A 16,463-nucleotide genomic window follows, 5' to 3' on the forward strand; every position below is an offset into this window, starting at 1 on the left:
CACATCAGCAACAGGGGACGGAAGAGCCCGCGGGGAACTACATATCTGTAATTCCCCGCGGGCTCACGGACCGAGCTGGGCTCAGACCTCCGCGCCGAGAGCGCTGTCGGCGGCCTCGAGCTGCTTCAGCTTGGCCGACCCTTTGGCGTCGTCCTCACCGTAGTGGAGGTACTCGATGCCCTCGTCGACGTCGCCGTCGAAGACCAGGCGGCCCTTCTCCAGGCAGATGACCCGGTCGCACATCCGCTTGACCGAGCCGGCGGCGTGGCTGACGTAGACCACGGTGCGGCCGCTGTCGCGGATCTCCTCCATCTTCTCCATGCACTTCTTCTTGAAGGGCTTGTCACCGACGGCGAGAACCTCGTCGGCGAGGAAGATGTCGGAGTCGATGTGGACGGCGACGGAGAACCCCAGCCGGGAGTACTGCCCCGAGGAGTAGTTGCCGACCGGCGAGTTGAGGTGGTCGCCGAGCTCGGCGAACCTCACCACATCGTCGTAGATCTCGGCGGTCTCCTCGGCGGAGAGCCCGTAGATCGCCGCGTTGAGGAAGATGTTCTCCCGACCGGACAGCTGCGGGTGGAAGCCCGCACCGGTCGCGATCAGGCCGGCGATCTGGCCACGCGTCTTCACGACACCCTCGTCGGGGCGCATCACGCCGCTGATCAGCTTGAGCAGCGTCGACTTGCCGGAGCCGTTGAGCCCCATGAGACCGACCGACTCGCCCTGCTTGATCGTGAAGGTGACGTCGTCCAGCGCCTTGAAGGTGTTGGAGACGGCCCGTCCCTTCATCTTCGCGACGGTGATGTCCTTGATGCTGCGGTGGTAGCGGAGCGTGAAGTTCTTCGTCACCCCGTCCACCACGATCGAGTCGGCGCTCATGTCAGACGCTCCGGAATCTTGTTCTCGTACTTGCTGAAGATCACCTGGGCGATCACCAGCAGGACCAGCGAGGCGCCGAACGCCCCGAGCCCGAACAGCCATAGGTTCTCGGGCAGGTGCTTGACAGCGGTCGCCTCGGGATTCGGGGTCGCCCCGACCCAGAAGGCCTGCTGGAAGAGCAGCACCGCATCCGCGATCGGGTTGAGCAGGTAGATCCAGGACCTGTCCCCGAGGAAGGCCTCGATCATCGAGAACGGATACATCATCGGTACGCCGAAGCGGATGTAGTTGGTCAGGATGTTGACCGCGCTGCCGAAGTCACGGAAGAAGACGTTGGCCAGGCTGAAGACCAGCGCCAGCGCCGTGCCCAGCGCCATCACGATCCCGAGCGCCAGCAGGAACGCCGGAATCATCGTCCAGGTCGGCGTCCACCCACCGAGCAGGCAGACGATCACCAGGATGATCGACGCCGGCACGAGGTGGTAGAGCGAGACCAGCATCGAGGCGACCGGGAACATCTCCTTCGGCATCGCCATCTTCTTCAGCAGACCCTTGTTGCCGAGCAGGGACCGGGTCCCCGCACCGAAGGTCTCGGTGAAGAAGTGGACGATGACGAGCCCGGCGAACAGGTGGACCGGGTAGTTGTCCATCCCCTTGTCCGCGCCCATGATCTTGCCCATGAACAGCCAGTAGACGCAGAACTGCGTCAGCGGGTTGATGTAGGACCAGAAGACGCCCAGGATCGAGTTGGAGTAGCGACCGCTGATCTCCCGCTGCACGAGCAGCTTGAGCAGGTAGCGGCGCTTGAAGACCGAGAGCAGCCCGAGGTTCTCCGCCGGCGGTGCCAGCGGCGCGTCGACGATGCGTACGGGACGTTCATCAACTCCGGTTGCCATCGGTCCCCTTCTCCTCAGCGACCATCCACGGCTCGAAGGTCTTCTCCCACGCCTCCGGCGAGGTGAACTCGCTCAGCTTGGAGCGGTACTCCTCGGCCAGCTTGGGCCAGCGACGCTTGAGCTGGCGGTGCACCTTGATGGTGTCGCGCAGCATCTGGTTGAAGAGCTTCTTGTCGCGGCGGTAGAAGGCAGCACCCTGCTGGTCGTTCATCGACACGATGGCGCTGTCGTACTTGGTGATCCGGTACCACTGGTTGTCCATCGCGGCGAGCTCGGCCTCGGGGAACTCCGTGGAGAGCTTGCGCGGCTTCATCAGCTGCCGGATCGGTGCCTTGAGCGCGGCCAGCTTGACCTCGCGGTTGGTCGGCACGTCGGTGTCGTCCTTGCCCTTGCGCGGCGGCTTGTGGCGGCGCACCGGCGGGAACTCGTCACGGTCGGCCTTGAGCTGCGCGTCCGGGAAGTCCTTGACCATCTCGCGTACGGCCGGAAGCTGGGTCGCGAGGGTCTCGTGGAGCTTCTCGGGGCCGGCGAGCACGTCGAGCAGCGCCTGGTGGCGCAGCAGGACCGTCGAGTACTGCATCGAGACCAGGTGCTTGACCTGGTGGGAGAACGACTCGGTGACCATCCGGCCGCCGTCGTCGTAGATCGAGTGCAGCAGCGCGGCGACGAAGCGGTTGCGCTGGTGGAAGTAGGACTGCCAGTCGAGCGCGTCGTTCTTGTCGGTCCACGGGACGTGCCACACGGCCGCACCCGGGAACGAGACGGTCGGGAAGCCGGCCGCCTTGGCGCGCAGGCCGTACTCGGAGTCGTCCCACTTGATGAAGACCGGCAGCGAGAGCCCGATCTCCTCGATCACCTTGCGCGGGATCAGGCACATGAACCAGCCGTTGAAGTCCACGTCGACGCGCTTGTGCAGCCAGCGGGTCGAGCGCAGGTTGCGGGCGCCGAAGTCCCAGTCGCCGTAGACGCCGGGAGCCGACTGCCACCAGAACCGCCACGGCTGGACGATCTCGCCGTAGGAGTGCAGGCGGGACTTGGCGTAGAGCGAGAACATGTGGCCGCCGACGATGGTCGGCCGCTTGGCGAGGTCACCGAAGGTGATCGCGCGGATGATGCCCTCGGGCTCGCAGACGACGTCGTCGTCCATCATCAGGGCGTACGTCGCGGTGCCCTTGCGCACCGACTCGAGCTGCCCGCGCGCGTAGCCGCCGGAGCCGCCCAGGTTGCCCTGCTCGATGATGTGCAGCAGGTCGCCCAGAGCCTTCTCGGCCGCCGGGAACTCGACGTCGTCGACGACCTTCTTGGTGCCCTGCTCCATCACGAAGACGGTGTCGAGGTAGGGGCGCAGCGCCTCGTCCTCACCCATCTGCGCGAGCAGCTTGGCGCAGAAGTCGGGCTTGTTCATCGTGGTGACGCAGATGTCGACGGTGCCGTGCTCGGCACGGTCGTCGGGGACCTCCGCGGTCCACTCGGCCGAGGTGATGACGGCGTCCTCGTCGGAGGCGACGACGTCGTACCAGTACCAGCCGCCGTCGACGAACGGCTTCAGCGGCAGGTCGAAGGTGAAGGTGCCCTCGGGGTTGGTGCCGGTGTCGGCGGCGTCGACGCGCTGGGAGCGGCCGTTGGCCATCGACTTGTAGACGATGACGCTCGCGCCGCGGCCCTGGAGCGCGACGGTCAGCTTCACGTCGTCGACCACGGTGTGCCGGCGCCAGTAGCTGGCCGGGAACGCGTTGAAGTAGGTGCCGAGCGAAAGCCGCTCGCTCTTCAGGATCCGCAGCGCCGTACGCGACTCGATCTGGTCGGGGTGGATCTGGGTCCCGTCGTTGATCGACTGGCGGATCTGGGCGTTGTTGAGCGCCTGGGCCGTCTTGTCGGAGCCGACCTCGTACTTGTCGGCGTCGAGGATGGCGGCCTGGTTGTCGACGTAGAGCGGGAGTACGTCGGAGTCACGGTCCAGCGGCAGGATCTGCCGCTGGAGCAGTCGGGTCACGCTCATTCGTCAACGCCTCCGGAGGTGAGCGGGGTGCCGTCCTCGAAGTGGGGACGGAGCTTGTTCTCGAACATGGTGAGCGCGGACGCGATCGCCATGTGCATGTCCAGGTACTTGTAGGTGCCGAGGCGGCCACCGAAGAGCACCATCGGCTCCTTCTTGGCCAGGTCGCGGTAGACCAGGATCTTCTCGCGGTTGTCGGCGGTGTTGATCGGGTAGTACGGCTCGTCGCCCTCCTGGGCGAAGCGGCTGTACTCCTTCACGACGATGGTCTTGCCCGGCTTGTAGCGGTCGGCACGCTCGGGGTGGAGGTGCTTGAACTCCAGCTCACGGGTGAACGGGACCTCGGGGTCGTTGGCGTTGACCACGCCGGTGCCCTGGTAGTCGTCGACGTCGAGGATCTCGGACTCGAGGTCCACGGTGCGCCACGACAGCTTGCCGGCGGAGAAGTCGAAGTACTCGTCGACCGGGCCGGTGTAGACGATCGGGACCTTGCCCTTGTAGTCGTCGACGACCGTGAAGAAGTCGGTGTCGAGCAGGACCGTGATGTTCGGGTGGTCGGCCATCCGCTCGAGCCACGCGGTGTAGCCGTCGACCGGCAGACCCTCGTACTTGTCGTTGAAGTAGCGGTTGTCGAAGGTGTAGCGGACCGGGAGGCGCGTGATGATGTCCGGCGACAGCTCCTTGGGGTCCTTCTCCCACTGCTTGGCGGTGTAGCCCTTGATGAACGCCTCGTAGAGCGGGCGGCCGATCAGCGAGATCGCCTTCTCCTCGAGGTTCTGGGCCTCCTCGGTCTTGAACTCGCTGGCCTGCTCGGCGATCAGCGCGCGCGCCTCGTCGGGCGTGTGCGACTTCCCGAAGAACTGGTTGATCAGCGCGAGGTTCATCGGCAGGGAGTAGACCTGTCCCTTGTACTTGCCGAAGACCTTGTGCTTGTAGTCGGTGAAGTCGGTGAACTTCCGCACGTAGTCCCACACCTTCTCGTTGGAGGTGTGGAAGAGGTGGGTGCCGTACTTGTGCACCTCGATGCCGGTCTCCTCGTCGAACTCGGAGTAGGCGTTGCCACCGATGTGGGGGCGGCGCTCGATGATGAGCACCTTCTTGTCCAGCTCGGAGGCGGCGCGCTCGGCGATGGTCAGGCCGAAGAGGCCGGAGCCGACGACGACGAGGTCAGGAGTGGTTTCAGGGGAGGACACGATCGCTCAGTCTAGGTCTCTGTGGGTAAGGGGTCGGTCAGGAGGAGGTGGTCGGGACGGTTCGCATACCCCGCGCGGCGCGCAGGGCCTTGATCACGTTGACGGCTTCGTGCTTGCCGCCTCGCAGCGGGCTGAGGAGGACCACAGCCGCGGTGATGAGCCAGGGCTTGAGACGTACGAGGACGTTCTCGCCGTAGCGGAGGTGGACGACGAAGAGGTTGCGGTACATGTAGAAGCCCTTCCAGCCGGCCAGGTCGTGCTGCTGGCTGAAGTCGAGCTGACGCACGAGCACCGCGTCGCGTACGGCCCAAATGGTGCGGCCGGCGCGGCGGGCGCGGATCGCGAGGTCCACGTCGTCGTAGAAGATGAAGTAGGTCGGGTCCGGGAGGCCGATCTCCTCCAGGACGGTGCGGCGGATCATGAAGCCCTCGAAGGCGACGTTCTCCACCGGGACACGCTCGGGCATGGCGTCGCGGGTCGGGTAGGTGTCCATCACCGCGGCGGTCTTGGGCTTGATCGCGAGCGGGTTGCGCAGGTCGAACTTCAGCGCGGCCAGCTCGATCAGGTTGCCGTTGCGGTCCTCGCGCACCGAGAAGAGGCAGTCCTCGTCCTGGGCGAGCAGCACCTCGAGGCAGTCGTGGGCCGGGACGACGTCGTCGTCGATCAGGTAGAGCCGGTCCCAGCCCTGCTCGACCGCGGCCTTGGTGCCGAGGTGGAACCCACCGGCGCCACCGAGGTTCTCCGGGCTGTCGATGACCTGGAGGTTGGGCGTGACCGCCTCGGCGAGGACCTGCGCGGTGTGGTCCGTGGAAGCGTTGTTGACGACGATCACGGCGTCGGCGGGCTGGTCGAGCTTGGTGAGCCCGTCGAGCAGCCCACGCAGCATGTCGGCGCGGTTGTAGGTGACGACGACGATCGCGACCGTCTCACGGGTGGTGCTCAACGAAGGAACCTCTCGTGTCCACTGAAGTCCCCCCGGATAGCCGCCCACCAAGCCTGCGCAGAGAGCCGGATCCGCTTCGGCTGCGGCTTGGTGAGCAGGTAGAACCATAGAGTCTTGGCCACGAAAGCCAAAGCGAAGGGCCACCCTCGGTAGTCGCGCAGGTTGAGCAGGTTGTTGCGCGCCATGCAGTAGTGCTTCAGATCGCTGGGCGTGTGGTTGTACGTCGCCCTCCCCCACGCCATCGGAGTGCCGAGATCACCGACGGCCGGGTGGCGCACCTGAGCGCCGACGACGGTCGCGATCCGGGCCCCCGCCTGCTCGGCCCGGAGGCGGTATTCGTGGTCGTCTCCCCAGATGAAGTACTCCGCCCGGGGGTAGCCGATCCGCTCCACCAGGTCGCGGGTGACCAGGACCCCGTTGAACGGGATCACGATGCCCTTGATCAGGCCGTCGGTGGCCGCGGCCTCGACGTCGGCGAGCTGGTGCACGACCTTGGAGCGGCCGGGGAGCCGGATCGGGAAGACCAGGCGTCCGGGGTCGCCCTCGTCGACGACGAGCGGCCCCCAGAAGTCCAGGTCGGTCTGCTTGAGGAGGAGGGCCAGGCAGTCGGGGTCGGGCAGGCCGTCGTCGTCCATCAGCCAGACCAGGTCGGCGCCGCGCTCGATCGCCAGCTCCAGGCCGTCGTGGAAGCCGCCGGCGCCGCCGCTGTTGCGCTGCAGCGTGCGCGCGACCACCGGGACCTGGCGCTGACCGGGCTCCTCGGCACCGTCGAGCTCGGCGAGCCACTGCGACGTACCGTCGGTGGAGGCGTTGTCGATGACGATCACCTCGTCGATCCCGTCGACCACGTCGAGCCGCTCCAGCAGTCGCTGCAGCAGCTCGAGACGGTTGAAGGTCACCACGACGGCGGCGACGCGATTGCTCCCTGGCACGGATCCAGACTAGCCGCGACCGCGGGGTATCCCGGGAATCAGCGAGTCGCCGTGACGCCCCGTTAACGCGTTGTTCAACACGCGTGGCACGCTCAGCACGCCGAGGCGAGGTCGTCGGTCTCGTTGGCCTGGTAGCCCTTGTTGCGCGAACCCAGCGAACCGCCGGTCACGGGGCCGCCCTTGTCGGAGTCGCCGGAGGCCTTCGTCTTGTTCTTGGGGGCGGGCGCCTTGGTCTCGCCGTCGTCGCCGGTGCTGGGCGAGGCGCTCTGCTGTTTGAGGGCCTCCTCCATCTTCGGGGTCGCCTTCTTCACCGCCTTGCGCACCTCGGCGTGGATGTCGGACATGTCCGGGTCGGCGGTGTTGACCAGCGGCGGCACCAGAGAGAGCGTCGAGATCTTCTGCGACTTCGCCTTGAGCGCCAGCGCCGAGAACCGCTCGATCTCGCTCGGCGGGACCGAGGTGGTGATCGTGGAGCCGGTCGCCTTCGCGACGTCCTGGTAGTGGCGTACGACGTCGGCCGGGCTGGTCTGCTGCAGGATCGCGTTCAGGACGCACTTCTGGCGGGCCATCCGGGAGTAGTCGTCGGAATCGTGGCGGGCCCGGGCGTACCAGAGGGTCTCCCAGCCGTCGAGCTTCCTCGTGCCGGGCTGGATGTGGGTGTAGAAGCTGTCGGAGGGGATGCCGACCGGGATCGGCTGGCGCACCTTCAGGGTGACGCCCCCGATGGCGTCGACGATCTCCTGGAAGCCGTTGAGGTCGACGATCGCGTAGTAGCTGATCTGCAGGTCGGTGATGCCCTCGACGGCGTCGACGGTGGCGGCCATGCCGGGGTCCTTCTCACCCTTGTAGAGCTCCTTGTGCTCCCCTGCCCAGGTGCTCACGCCGTTGAGGTAGCAGCCGTCGCAGTCGAAGCCGCGCGGGAACTCCTTGTCCATCGGGGAGCCGTCGTCGAAGGTGAAGTTCTGCATGTTCCGGGGCAGGCCGATGAGGACGGTACGTCCGGTGACCGCGTCGATCGAGGCGACCGTCAGCGAGTCGGGCCGCAGGCCCCAGCGGGTCTTCCCGCCGTCGGAGTCGGCTCCGGCGAGCAGCACGTTGAAACGGCCGTTGTGGGCCTCGGCGGCCTCCGCGCCGGCGAAGATCGCCTCGACCATGCCCTTGTGGACGCCGACCAGGTGGGCGCCGAAGAACAGGGTCGCGGCCACGGAGAAGGCCAGCGCGCTGCTGATCGCGACCACGATCCGGCGCTGCTTGAGGTCGAGCTCGAGCGGGCGGCCCAGCCGCCAGGCGTCGATGAAGAGGGCGGCCCAGGCGATCGCACCGGCGATGAGCCCGATCCGGAAGAGGCCGAGCAGCCAGGGCCTGGTGCCGAGCTGGAAGATCAGGCCGTGCCAGAGCAGGGAGATCCCGAAGACCAGCCCGGCGGTGATCGCGAGACCGATGACGGTCCAGATCGCGATCCGGCCGACCCGGCGGTTGCCGGCGACGAGCTGGGCCGACCCCGGCAGGAGCAGCGTGATCAGCAGCAGCGCCATCGCGCGGCGGAACCGCACGCGGGAGGCGCGCTCGGCGGCCGTACGCTGCGGCCGGTAGTTCTGGTCAGCCATCTCGGGTCCCTCGGGTGATGAGTTTGCACCGCCAGTATCACTAGTCACACAGGTAACAGAGTGACGCGACGCGCCGACCAACTCTAGTCGTCGGGCACGGTACGTTTGAGCCCATGCCAAACCCCCGCAACCCTGGCAACCCGAACGATCCCCGGTCGCAGCAGTACGGCTGGGCGTACGGCGGTGGCCAGCCTGCTCAGAACTCGGGTCCGGAGCCGACCAACGTCATGCCCACCGTCCGTCGGCCTCAGGCCGGCTCGCCGCCCCCGGCGCCGCCTCGTGGCGGCTACGACCGGCCGCTGCCCCAGCCGGGCGAGATCGCGCCCACCCCTGGGCAGGGCGGCTACGGCAACCAGGGCTATGGCCAGGGCGGCTACAACCAGGGCTACAACCAGGGCTGGAGCCAGCCGAGCGAGTACGGCGGCAACGGGGGCTATGGCGGGCCGGGCGATGGCTACGGCGATGGCTACGGCGGCGGTCGCGGGGGCCGTCAGCCGAGGCCCAAGAAGCGCCACCCGTTCCGCAAGTTCGTGGCCATCGTGATGATCCCGGTGCTGATCCTGGTCGGCGCCGTCGCCTGGATCGGCATCAGCGCCTGGAACAAGGTCGACAAGGTCCCTTACGAGCCCACCGCGGGCGAGCGGCCGGCGGACCAGCCCGGCACGACCTACCTCGTCGTCGCCAGCGACTCGCGGGAGGGCCTGACCGCCGAGGAGAAGAAGAAGCTGCACACCGGCGATGCCGCTGGCAGCCGCACCGACACCATCAAGCTGCTGCACACCGGAGCCGGCAAGACAATCGTGGTGACGCTCCCCCGCGACTCGCTCGTGCCGATCCCCGGGCACGGCACGACCAAGATCAACGCGGCCTTCGCCTACGGCGGCCCTGAGCTGCTGGTCCAGACGATCGAGCAGAACACCGGCGTACGCATCGACGGCTATGTCGAGATCGGCATGGGCGGCCTCGCCCGCCTGGTCGACGGCGTCGGCGGCATCGAGATCTGTCCCAAGAGCGACATGAAGGATCCGCTGGCCGGCCTGGACATCGAGAAGGGTTGCCAGGAGGCCAACGGCGCCACCGCGCTCGCCTACGCCCGCTCACGTCACGTCGAGAGCACCGGCGACCTGGCGCGCGGCGTCAACCAGACCGAGGTCATCTCGGCGATCGGCAAGAAGGCGACCAACCCGGGCACGCTGCTCAACCCTTTCAAGCTCGCCGAGATGGGCAAGGGTGCCGAAGGCCTCAAGGTCGGCGAAGGCATGAGCGTCATCGGCGGCGCGAAGTTCCTGTGGGCGTTCAAGGCGCTCGCCGGCGGCTCGGCGATGACCTGCGGCGTCCCGATCAAGGACTTCGCGGTCAACTGGCGCAAGGAGGACGCGCTGACGATGTTCGGCCACATCAAGGAGGACACCGTGGACGACATCCCCGCGGACATCTGCACTCCCACAGGCCTCCCGAAGAGCGTCACCGGCTGAGCCTCGGACCATCCGCAGCCGTCCCTACTGACTTTCGTCGGTAGGGACGGCTGCTTTTCGTCCACTGTCCCCGGCCGCGTACGTCCCTAGGTTCGAGGCATGATCACTCTGGACCACCTGACCAAGAGATACGGCGCGACCACCGCGGTCGACGATCTCACCCTGCGGATACAGCCCGGCCGGGTCACCGGCTTCCTCGGCCCCAACGGCGCCGGGAAGTCCACCACGATGCGGATGATCCTCGGCCTGGACCGGCCGACGTCGGGGACGGCCACGATCGACGGCCACCCCTACGCCTCGCTGCGGCGCCCGCTGCGCGAGGTCGGTGCGCTGCTGGACGCCAAGGCGGTGCACCCCGGCCGCCGGGTGCGTACGCATATGGTGGCGATGGCGCGGAGCAACTCGATCCCGGTGGCCCGGGTCGACGAGGTGCTCGAGCGGGTCGGCCTGGCAGGCGTCGCCCGGCGGCGGGCGGGCAGCCTCTCGCTCGGGATGAGCCAGCGGCTCGGGATCGCCGGCGTGCTGCTCGGCGACCCGCGGGTGATGCTCTTCGACGAGCCGGTCAACGGGCTCGATCCCGACGGCGTGCTGTGGATCCGGAAGCTGCTGAGGTCGCTCGCCGCGGAGGGGCGTACGGTCCTCGTCTCCAGCCACCTGATGAGCGAGATGCAGCAGACCGCCGACCACCTGGTCGTGCTCGGCCGCGGGCGCCTGCTTGCGGACGCCTCGATGGCCTCGTTCCTCGCCGGGCACTCCTCGCTGGAAGAGGCCTACTTCCGGCTGACCGCGGGAAGCGTCGAGTACGCCGGGGAGGTGGCCTGATGCTTGCTGCGATCTCGTCCGAATGGACCAAGCTCTGGTCGGTCCGCTCGACCTGGTGGTGTCTGATCGGGGCCGCCGCGCTGATGGCGCTCTACGCGGTCCCGCTGGGCCTCGACGCGGCCGAGCCCAACCGGGACATGTCCTACGCGGATCAGCTTCTCCACGTCGAGGACGTCGCCACCGCGGGGCTGCTGTTCACCCAGTTCGCGCTGATCGCGCTGGCCCTGTTGACGGTGACCTCGGAATACGCCTCCGGCAGCATGCGTACGACGCTGCAGTGCGAGCCCCGGCGCGGCCGGGTGCTGGTCGCGAAGCTCGTCGTGGTCGAGGTGGTCGCCCTGGTCGCCGGCGCGTTCCTCGCGCTCCTGGGCGCGACCTTCGGCTACCTGACGGCGGGTGACTACGGCGTCTTCGACGCCTCCGCGGTGGCCACGGTGGCGGGGAAGGTCAGCGTCTACCTGGGCGTGGTCGTCGCCCTCGCCATCGGGCTGGCGGTGGCACTGCGCAGCACGGCGGGCGCGCTCGTCGTGGCCTTCCTGGTGCTCTTCCTCCTGCCGATGGTGCTGATGATGAGCGGGATGGACCTGATGACCGAGGTGTCGTACTACCTGCCGGGCACCGCCGGCACGGAGTATCTCGGGATCGGGATCGCGACCCTCTTCGGCCTCGACGACGGGCTCCCCTACGACGGCGACGGCGGCCTGGGTCTCCTCGCCGCGTGGTCGGTGGTCACGCTGCTGGCCGGTCACCTGGTGTTCCGCCGGCGCGACGCCTGAATCTCGACAAGCTCGATCACCGGCGCGCTTGGTCCTCGCTCACGAGCCCTGCCTCGTGGGCGAGGACCGCTGCCTGCACCCGGTTGCGTACGCCGAGACGACCGAAGGCGCTGCTCAGATAGGCCTTCACGGTGCCCTCCACGAGATGAAGCCGGCGGCCGATCTCGGCGTTGGAGAGCCCGGCGCCGACCAGCGCCATCACGTCGCGCTCGCGGTCGGTGAGGGCGGCGACCTTGGCCCGCGCGTCGGCTGCCCGCGACATCCGGTCGCCGGCCCCCGCGCCGAGCTCGGCGATGACCCGCTGGGCCACCCGCGGGGAGAGGAAGGCGGCGCCGTCGGCGACCGCGTGCACGCCCGCGAGCAGCTCGCGCGGGTCTCCCGACTTGAGCAGGAACCCGCTCGCACCGTCGCCCAGCGCCCGGGCGATGTAGGCGTCCTCGGAGAAGGTGGTCAGCATGACCCGCGCGGTCTCCGGGGCGGTCCGGGCGATCTCGGCCGCGGCTGCCAGCCCGTCCATCCGCGGCATCCTGACGTCGAGCAGCACCACGTCGGGCCGGTGGCGCTGGGCGGCCTCGACCGCCTCGCGCCCGTCGGCCGCCTCGGCGACCACCTCGATCGCTTCGTCGGTCTCCAGGATCGCGCGTACGCCGGCTCTCACCATCGCCTCGTCGTCGGCGAGCAGCACCCGGATCACAGGACGACCTCAGACCGGTGGCGAGCCGGCAGGTCGGCGACCACCTCGAATCCTCCGCCCGTCGTGGGGCCGTGACGCAGCGTGCCGCCGGCGGCGCGGGCCGCCTCCTCAAGCCCGGCCAGGCCCAGCCCGGTCGTCGTGCCGGCTCGCGGCGGTAGGGTCGCGCGGCCGTTGCTCACCGAGAGACGTACGCCATCGGGTTCACGCTCCTCCACCGAGACCGTCACCGACGACCCCGGAGCGTGCCGGGCGGCGTTGGTGAGCGCCTCCTGCACGATCCGGTGCGCAGCGGCGTCCCGCACCGGGGCGGCGCCCTCGGTGAGCGAGCCCACCAGGCGTACGTCCATCCCCGACTCACGAGCGCGCTCGACCAGGCCGGCGATCCCGGTCGCGGCGGGGGTCAGCGGAGCCTCCTCGGCGGCAGGACGGAGGACGCCGACGATCTCACCGAGCCGCTCGGTGGCCCCGGCGGCGGCCTCCCGGATGTCGCCGGCCGCCTTCTGGTGGGCCGGGGAGAGTCCCGGCGCCACCTCGAGCGCCCCGGCGCGCAGCGCGATCAGGCTGAGCTCGTGGCCCAGGGAGTCGTGCATCTCCTGGGCGATCCGGGCCCGCTCGGTGAGCTGAGCCTGCTCGATCTCGGTCGAGTGGTGGCGGGCGACCTGGCGCAGGTAGCGGCCGCTGAGCCACGGCAGCGCCATGAAGATGATCATGTTGCCGGCCATCGCCACCTGCACACCACCGCCGTTGACGGCGGCGTCGAGCACGGTCAGCGTCACCACGGCGACGCCCACCACGGCCACCGACGGCCAGGCTCGGTCGGCCCATCTGCCGACGAGGAAGCTCACCAGGGCGGCGAACGCGACGTAGCTGATCAGGATCCAGCCGTCGTTGGCCACCACCGTGCCGCCGACCAGGACGCACACCAGCGCCACCGCGACCGCTGGGTGCCTGCGTCGCAGCCACATCGCGAGCGCGACACCGACGACGCCTGCCACGGCCGACCAGCCCGACCACTGCGGATGGCCGGCGCCGCTCATGTAGAGGTGCTCGGCGGCGACCGCGACGACCAGCAGTCCCGAAAGGATCGACTCCCAGACCCGGGGCCGGCGCAGCAGACTCACGCTCCCCACGGTAGTTGCCGCCCTGCTCGGGCTGTACCGACTTTCGACAGTAGGTGAACCCGACCCGTCCGCGGTCGAACAGAACCAATCCCCGGGCAGGGGGTCTCGACAAGCTCGACCACCGGTGCAGACTGTGACCCATGGCTTACGAGACCCTGACCTTCGACGTGGACGCCGACGGCATCGCGCTCCTGACTCTGAACCGACCGGACGCCCTCAACTCGTTCACGGTGACGATGGCGCGCGAGCTGGAGGAGGTGTTCACCACCGACGCGATGGCCGACGAGGTGCGCGCGGTGATCGTGACCGGCGCGGGACGGGCGTTCTGCGCGGGGATGGATCTCTCGGCCGAGGGCAACGTCTTCGGCCTCGACGAGTCGCTGCACCCGACGCCCGAGAAGCTCGCCGAGCACCTCGCCGACCCGGCCAAGCACCCCGAGTACGCCGAGGGCGTACGCGACACCGGCGGCAAGGTCACCCTGGCCATCCACGCGCTCCCCAAGCCGGTGATCGCCGCGGTCAACGGCCCGGCGGTCGGGATCGGCGCCACGATGCTGTGCGCGATGGACGCGCGCCTGGCCTCCTCCAAGGCGAAGATCGGCTTCGTCTTCGGCAAGCTCGGCATCGTCCCCGAGGCCTGCTCGTCCTACTTCCTGCCGCGCGTGGTGGGCGTGCCCCGGGCCCTGGAATGGCTCTACACCGCGGAGATCCTCGATCCCGACCAGGCCCTCGACGGTGGCCTGGTCCGCAGCATCCACCTGCCCGACGAGCTGCTGCCCGCCGCCTTCGAGCTGGCCCGGAGGTTCACCCAGAACCGGTCGCCGGTCGGCACCGCGCTCGTGCGCCAGCTGATCACCCGCAACGCCTCCGCGCGTCACCCGCTCGAGGCGCACCTGAGCGACTCCCTGGCGATGTTCTACGCCTCGATCGGCGACGGCAAGGAGGGGGTCGCGGCATTCCTGGAGAAGCGAGCCCCCGAGTTCACCGCGAAAGCCTCCGAGGTCCCGGACGTCTTTTTACGCTCTGACCTGCAGCGATAGCCGCGAACCCCCTGTTGTGCCGGGGGATCCTGCGTTACCGTCGAAAGTGGGCCCGCCCGCTGGTCCCTCACCCGGGTGTGGCCGCGGCCGGCACGCAACGCCTAACCCGAGATGGGCGCGTGTCGGCCGCCTCTCGGTGCTAGGCGCCGACCCGACGTGCGTACTCCTCGACGATCGCGTCGACCGGCTGGTCGACGTCGATGGCGATCCCGGCCTCGTCGGGCCCGAGCGGCTCCAGCGTGCGGAACTGGCTGTCCAGGAGCGAGGCCGGCATGAAGTGGCCCGGCCGGCTCGCCTGGCGCCGCGCGATCACCTCGCGGGTGCCCTCCAGGTGGAGGAAGGTCACCTCCGGGCTGTGCCTGCGGAGCTGGTCGCGGTACTTCCGCTTCAGCGCCGAGCAGCTCATCACACCGCCACGCTCCTCGTGCCTGGCGAGCCACTCCCCCACGGCCTCCAGCCACGGGTAGCGGTCGTCGTCGTCCAGCGGCACCCCGGCGGTCATCTTCTCGATGTTCGCCGGCGGATGCAGGTCGTCGGCGTCCTCGAACGGCACCCGCAGCCTGCCCGCGATCGCCGCGCCGATGGTCGACTTCCCCGAACCCGAGACACCCATCACGACCAGCACCGGTTTCGCCATCAGGCCATCGTACGGGCGTAGAGGAGCTCGAGGTCGGTGAAGTGCCGCTGCGTCCCCGCCTCCTGGTAGGAGGACGTGTCCGCCATCGTGTAGCCGTGCGGAGCGTCGGGGTAGATGAGGTTGGTGTGGGCCACCCCGGCGTCCTCGAGCGCCCGGCCGAGATCGGCGACGTTCTCCGGTGTCATCGAGCGGTCGTGGTCGGCGTGCCCGAAGTAGTACTCCGCCTGCGTCCCGGCGATGCAGGTGTGCGGTGACTCCTCGTCCGCGGTCACCAGCCCACCGCCGTGGAACCCGCCGACGGCGACGAACTCGTCGGGGAAGCGCCCCGCGGTCCGCACCGCGATCCGCGCCCCCATGCAGTAGCCGTGCGTCGCGAGCGGGCCGGTGACGTACGTCTGGAGGGTCCGGACGTACGCCGGGATGTCGACCTCCAGCCGGTCCACGGTGAGGCCCCGCACCCGGGCCATCGCACCGTTCGCGAAGAACGCGTCCCGCGCCGCCGGGTCGCGGAGGTCGGCGGTCGGCGCCAGCTCGGCCACGCCGCCGTCGCGGTAGAACACGTGGGGCGCGAGCACGACGTAGCCCCAGGACGCGACCCGCTCGATCATCTCGGCCAGCCGCGGCCGCAGGCCGATGGCGTCCATGTAGACGAGCACGCCACCCTTCGGTGCGCTCCCGTGCCGGGCAAGGTAGGCCTCGGCGGTGCCGTCGGGCGTCTGGATCTCGATCTGTTCAACCACGCCGATCACGCTACTGCCATGCTCGTAGTCATGACCCAGCACCTTGATGCGCTGCACCTCGAGTCCTCCCGAGCGGTCCCGGTCGCCTACGAGACCGCCCTCGCCCGCGTCCTCCCCGCCCCGCTGCCCCAGATCTTCGGCCACCGGTACGCCGCGATCGGCCCGATCGCCGAGGTCCGTGACCAGGCCGGCGGTTGGGACTCCGTCGGCGAGACCCGCACCATCGTCCTCTCCGACGGCGCGACGATGCGCGAGACCCTGACCGGCATCGACGCCCCGTCGTCGTTCACCTACGAGATCACGCCGCTCTCGGGCCCGCTCAAGCTGCTGGTCGGCCACGTCGCCGGCCGCTGGTCCTTCGCCCCGGCCGGCACCGGCACCCGGGTCACCTGGTCCTGGGACGTCACCCCCACCTCGTCCGCCGCCTCGCTCGCGATGCCCGTGTTCGGGTGGATGTGGAAGGGGTACGCGCGGCAGAGTCTGGAGGCGCTCGAGGAGCTGTTGGTCGGCGCCTGAGCTTTGCTTGGCTCTTGATTGGCACGCCGGCGGGTTGGTGTGTTTTGTGGTTGGTGTTTGCCGCGGTGATGTGGGTTGAGCAGGGGCTTGGGATCCGAGGTGAACGAATTTTCGTTCACTGCGTTGCGACCGGGCCAAGGGTGGCTCGGTCCGTGAAAGAAAATTCTCTTTCACCCGGAGGAGGCTGAGCGGATTG

At 68.8% G+C, this 16,463-nt stretch carries 16 protein-coding genes; 5 read left to right on the top strand and 11 right to left on the bottom strand.

Annotation, left to right across the window (positions count from 1 at the left end):
* Positions 1-81: 81 nt before the first annotated feature.
* From ACWZJV_RS08820 to ACWZJV_RS08850, 7 genes are all read right to left on the bottom strand, one after another.
* Positions 82-879, bottom strand: coding sequence for an ABC transporter ATP-binding protein (locus ACWZJV_RS08820; RefSeq protein WP_196872895.1), 798 nt, complete (start codon positions 877-879; stop codon positions 82-84).
* Positions 876-1,775 carry an ABC transporter permease gene (locus tag ACWZJV_RS08825; RefSeq protein ID WP_008361229.1) on the bottom strand — a complete coding sequence of 300 codons (900 nt, stop codon included), beginning with the start codon at positions 1,773-1,775 and terminating at the stop codon, positions 876-878. Before ACWZJV_RS08825 ends, ACWZJV_RS08820 begins: the two co-directional genes overlap by 4 nt.
* The gene (locus ACWZJV_RS08830) at positions 1,759-3,774 is read right to left on the bottom strand and encodes a glycosyltransferase (protein WP_457181175.1); all 2,016 of its coding nucleotides are present in this window, start codon (positions 3,772-3,774) and stop codon (positions 1,759-1,761) included. The genes ACWZJV_RS08825 and ACWZJV_RS08830 overlap by 17 nt, the downstream gene beginning before the upstream one ends.
* The gene (glf, locus tag ACWZJV_RS08835; protein ID WP_008361225.1) at positions 3,771-4,964 is read right to left on the bottom strand and encodes a UDP-galactopyranose mutase; all 1,194 of its coding nucleotides are present in this window, start codon (positions 4,962-4,964) and stop codon (positions 3,771-3,773) included. The genes ACWZJV_RS08830 and glf overlap by 4 nt, the downstream gene beginning before the upstream one ends.
* 37 nt (positions 4,965-5,001) lie before the next feature.
* Positions 5,002-5,907 (bottom strand): glycosyltransferase, encoded by a 906-nt coding sequence (locus tag ACWZJV_RS08840; RefSeq protein WP_008361223.1) that lies wholly within the window; start codon positions 5,905-5,907, stop codon positions 5,002-5,004.
* Positions 5,904-6,839, bottom strand: coding sequence for a glycosyltransferase family 2 protein (locus tag ACWZJV_RS08845; RefSeq protein ID WP_457181176.1), 936 nt, complete (start codon positions 6,837-6,839; stop codon positions 5,904-5,906). Before ACWZJV_RS08845 ends, ACWZJV_RS08840 begins: the two co-directional genes overlap by 4 nt.
* 92 nt (positions 6,840-6,931) lie before the next feature.
* Positions 6,932-8,446, bottom strand: coding sequence for an LCP family glycopolymer transferase (locus ACWZJV_RS08850; RefSeq protein WP_457181177.1), 1,515 nt, complete (start codon positions 8,444-8,446; stop codon positions 6,932-6,934).
* A gap of 113 nt (positions 8,447-8,559) precedes the next feature.
* Here ACWZJV_RS08850 and ACWZJV_RS08855 point away from each other — a divergent pair, with 113 nt between their 5' ends.
* The 3 genes from ACWZJV_RS08855 to ACWZJV_RS08865 all read left to right on the top strand — a co-directional run bounded on the left by ACWZJV_RS08855 (position 8,560) and on the right by ACWZJV_RS08865 (position 11,519).
* On the top strand, positions 8,560-9,921 hold the full coding sequence (locus tag ACWZJV_RS08855) for an LCP family protein (RefSeq protein WP_457181178.1): 1,362 nt from the start codon (positions 8,560-8,562) through the stop codon (positions 9,919-9,921).
* Between the two features lie 99 nt (positions 9,922-10,020).
* A complete protein-coding gene (locus ACWZJV_RS08860; RefSeq protein ID WP_457181179.1) occupies positions 10,021-10,743 on the top strand; it encodes an ABC transporter ATP-binding protein in 723 nt (240 codons plus the stop codon).
* Positions 10,743-11,519, top strand: coding sequence for an ABC transporter permease subunit (locus ACWZJV_RS08865; protein WP_457181180.1), 777 nt, complete (start codon positions 10,743-10,745; stop codon positions 11,517-11,519). Before ACWZJV_RS08860 ends, ACWZJV_RS08865 begins: the two co-directional genes overlap by 1 nt.
* Positions 11,520-11,535: 16 nt before the next feature.
* Here ACWZJV_RS08865 and ACWZJV_RS08870 read toward each other — a convergent pair whose 3' ends face one another.
* Together ACWZJV_RS08870 and ACWZJV_RS08875 are read right to left on the bottom strand one after the other, a co-directional pair.
* Positions 11,536-12,213: a response regulator gene (locus ACWZJV_RS08870; RefSeq protein WP_457181181.1), complete on the bottom strand. Its 678-nt coding sequence runs from the start codon at positions 12,211-12,213 to the stop codon at positions 11,536-11,538.
* A complete protein-coding gene (locus ACWZJV_RS08875) occupies positions 12,210-13,334 on the bottom strand; it encodes a sensor histidine kinase (protein ID WP_457181182.1) in 1,125 nt (374 codons plus the stop codon). The genes ACWZJV_RS08870 and ACWZJV_RS08875 overlap by 4 nt, the downstream gene beginning before the upstream one ends.
* Positions 13,335-13,474: 140 nt before the next feature.
* Here ACWZJV_RS08875 and ACWZJV_RS08880 point away from each other — a divergent pair, with 140 nt between their 5' ends.
* On the top strand, positions 13,475-14,374 hold the full coding sequence (locus ACWZJV_RS08880) for a crotonase/enoyl-CoA hydratase family protein (RefSeq protein WP_008361211.1): 900 nt from the start codon (positions 13,475-13,477) through the stop codon (positions 14,372-14,374).
* Positions 14,375-14,513: 139 nt separating this feature from the next.
* On the opposite strand, the gene ACWZJV_RS08885 is transcribed toward ACWZJV_RS08880, so the two are convergent.
* On the bottom strand, positions 14,514-15,011 hold the full coding sequence (locus tag ACWZJV_RS08885) for a gluconokinase (protein WP_457181183.1): 498 nt from the start codon (positions 15,009-15,011) through the stop codon (positions 14,514-14,516).
* Entirely contained in the window at positions 15,011-15,751 is a 741-nt protein-coding gene (locus ACWZJV_RS08890) for a dienelactone hydrolase family protein (protein WP_457181184.1), read from the bottom strand. Before ACWZJV_RS08890 ends, ACWZJV_RS08885 begins: the two co-directional genes overlap by 1 nt.
* Positions 15,752-15,781: 30 nt before the next feature.
* Here ACWZJV_RS08890 and ACWZJV_RS08895 point away from each other — a divergent pair, with 30 nt between their 5' ends.
* Entirely contained in the window at positions 15,782-16,267 is a 486-nt protein-coding gene (locus ACWZJV_RS08895) for an SRPBCC family protein (RefSeq protein WP_008361205.1), read from the top strand.
* Positions 16,268-16,463 lie beyond the last annotated feature (196 nt).

The sequence above is a fragment of the Nocardioides sp. WG-D5 genome, from assembly GCF_054031175.1.